This window comes from Tardiphaga sp. (assembly GCF_044340795.1).
In the GTDB taxonomy this organism is placed as follows: Bacteria; Pseudomonadota; Alphaproteobacteria; order Rhizobiales; family Xanthobacteraceae; genus Tardiphaga.
The window spans coordinates 1-3,054 of the sequence record NZ_JBIISY010000417.1 but is presented as its reverse complement, the minus strand read 5'-3'; the positions used below and the strand labels follow the sequence as shown (position 1 = coordinate 3,054).

Below are 3,054 nucleotides of genomic sequence, written 5' to 3'. Positions count from 1 at the left end.
GAAATTGCCCCAGTTGAAGCGATAGTTGAGGCCAGCTTTGACGGTGTGCTCGTCGTTGCGGAAACCACCAACGGCGAGGGTGGGGGTCAGGAAAGTCGTCGTACCGAAATCGTAGTACTGATATTCGATCTTGCCCGACCAGTTGCGGTTGAACAGGTATTCGATACCGCCGCCCACGGTGTAGCCGTTGCGACCAGCGTCGCCGGTGAAGCCGTTGGTGAATCGCGAGTCAGCCCAGGCGTAACCGCCCTTAACGTAAAGGAGGGTCGGACCCCAAGCAGAGCCAAGACGGCCGGTAACCGAACCGAGGCCACGGTTGGCAAAGCTGCTGCTGGTATCGAGAAAGCTGTAGTTCGCTTCGAGACCAAAGACCCAATTGCCGCCGAACTGAGTGTCCCAACCGATCTGACCGCCGCCCATGAAGCGACCATCGTTACCGCCGCCGACCAGGTTGTCGGAGTTGCCGCGGAAAGCACCGCCGACGTGGCCGCCGATGTAAAAGCCGGTCCAATCATAGACAGCGGCCGGAGCAGCCATTGGAGCCTTGGTGTAAGGCCGAGCTGCCATGTCAGCAGCGAACGCCGAAGATGCGCTCAAAACCGCAACAGCGGCCGTCGCGAGAAGATACTTTTTCATGATGGTCTCCCTTTGAACCGTCGGGAGACCCTAGAAACAATCCAGCCTCAATAGCGTCACCACTTTGCCACATACGCCTACAAACGTACGCACTGTTTTGTGATAAAAAATTCTGGAACAAAACCCAAAGTTTATGCCGGGGAACGACGCGGCCATCCCTTGCGGAACCGTTGCTTGTTTTGTGTTTCACCCGCCAGAAAGATGGGCTGCTGAAAACCTAGTCTAGGCGGCCTTAATCGTAGCGGGCATGTCGCCAGGGTATGGCTAGGAGTTGGAAAGAGCAGAAGCAGAACAATCAGCATCTTCCCCGGCCTTCATATTTTACGAAACTCTAAGTTTGTTATGCAAATGTGCATTATCATACCGTCGTTATGCATATCTCGTGGGGCTTCGTGAAAACACTCGATAATCTTCCAGTTGGTATAAAGCTTGGTCTGCTCGTCTTTGTTGCTGTCGTCGGTCTGTGTTTGGCCGGCATCCAAGCGAGCCGTTTGGTCAATAATGAGATGCACGCATCTCGCATGGACCAAGTCCAAGCCCTCGTAGAGACCGCTCGCAATGTGGCTATCGGCCTGCAGAAGCAGTATGCCGCTGGAGAGCTCTCGAAGGAGGCAGCCATCGGCGAATTTATCAAACGCGCGCGCACGATGACGTATGACAATGGCAACGGCTATATTTTTGCCTATGACATGAACGGTGTCGCACTCGTTACGCCGGATCCGAAGCAGTTCGGCACAAACCGGCTCGACATCAAAACTAATGGACGCGCTCTCACGCGGGAGCTGCGAGATGGCGTCGCTGCCAAAGGCGACGTAACCCTCTACTACGAGTACGTCAAGCCTGGCTCAGACATTCCGATCCGAAAGTTCTCCTACGCGGTCGCAATCCCAGGATGGGATATGTTCGTTGGAACCGGCGCTTACCTCGACGACCTCAATGCAAAGATGAGGCCGATTATCATGTCGCTGGCATTTGCTATCATCATCATCGCGTTTGTCGCAGGATTTGTTGCGTGGTTGATCAGCCGCAGTATTACGAAGCCGCTGACAGCGTTGGGCGACAGGATGAAGTCACTCGCCTCTGGAGAACTGGACGCAGAGATCCCTGGCAATCGACGGAAAGACGAGATTGGTACGATGGCGCAATCCGTACAAGTCTTCAAGGAAAGCGCTCTTCGAGTACGCCACTTGGAAGAACAGGAGGCGGCTGCGCAGTTGAAGGCGAGAGAGGAACGCCAGATCGTTTTGAACAAGTTAGCGGATGGATTCGAGCGAAGCGTGCATAGCGTGGTTCAATCAGTCGCCAGGTCAGCCGCGGGGATGCAAAACACCGCGACATCGATGACCGATGCAGCCTCGCAAGCGAGTGAGAAAGTGAGCACGGTGAGCGTCGCGTCTGAGCACGCTCTTCACAACGTACAGACCGTCGCGGCTGCAGCTGAGGAGCTGTCGGCCTCAGTTGAGGAGATTTCGCGGCAGGTAACTCAGTCGACCGCGATTGCCAAACAGGCGGTTGGCGAGGCCGACCGGACAAATGCAACCGTGCAAATGCTTTCCGGCGCGGCCGAGAAGATTGGCGTGGTTGTTCAGCTTATCGATACAATCGCTGCGCAAACTAATCTGCTCGCGCTGAATGCAACCATCGAGGCCGCGCGAGCAGGCGACGCTGGCCGTGGATTTGCAGTAGTTGCGTCCGAGGTCAAGGCCTTAGCCACGCAAACGGCTAAGGCAACCGAGGAAATCACGGCGCAAGTTGTGAGCATGCAGTCGACCACCAGTGATGCGGTCACGGCAATCGCTAGTATTAGTACGACAATCGAGAAAATGAGTGAGATCTCGATGGCAATCTCTTCGGCGGTCGAAGAGCAGGGTGCAGCAACTCGTGAAATCGCGCGAAATATTCAAGCGGCGGCGACGGGTTCGAGCGAGATTACGACCAACATTGGTAGCGTGCAGACGGCCGCCTTTGCCACGGGCGAGGCCGCCGGCAATGTGCTAAATGATGCGCGTGACCTAGATAGCCAAGCTAACCTGCTACAGTCTGCCGTCTCCGACTTTGTGAGGCAGATCCGAGCGGCTTAAAAAAGGGCTGGACGCGATCAGTCGCGTCCAGCCTTGATATCGTACAAGACTGTGTTAGCCGACTTGGTAATCAATCAAATGAGATCGTGAAGCTCCAGCGCTCTTTGGTCACGATCGCTGTCGACGCAATCTCTATCAAGCACAGCTAAGAGGCAGGAAGTTTACCAGTGAGCCGGGGCAGCAAACTCTTGTCGGCGTTGCCAATCGGTGCACGCGATGTGATCGAGCGCCATCTCACCGAAGTGAAGTTAAGGCGCGGGCAGACTGTCGCTCAGGCTTATTCCGTTCTTGAAACAGCCTACTTCCCTAAAGACTCAGTATTCTCAGCGGACCTCCC

2 protein-coding genes are annotated in these 3,054 nt (G+C 55.4%); one reads left to right on the top strand and one right to left on the bottom strand.

The window, feature by feature from the left end:
* The coding region (locus ACIQ17_RS32505) for an outer membrane protein (protein ID WP_398473683.1) at positions 1-636 on the bottom strand (636 nt) is incomplete at its 3' end.
* Between the two features lie 392 nt (positions 637-1,028).
* On the opposite strand from ACIQ17_RS32505, the gene ACIQ17_RS32500 reads away from it, so the two are divergent.
* On the top strand, positions 1,029-2,717 hold the full coding sequence (locus tag ACIQ17_RS32500; RefSeq protein ID WP_398473682.1) for a methyl-accepting chemotaxis protein: 1,689 nt from the start codon (positions 1,029-1,031) through the stop codon (positions 2,715-2,717).
* The last annotated feature ends 337 nt before the right edge of the window (positions 2,718-3,054 follow it).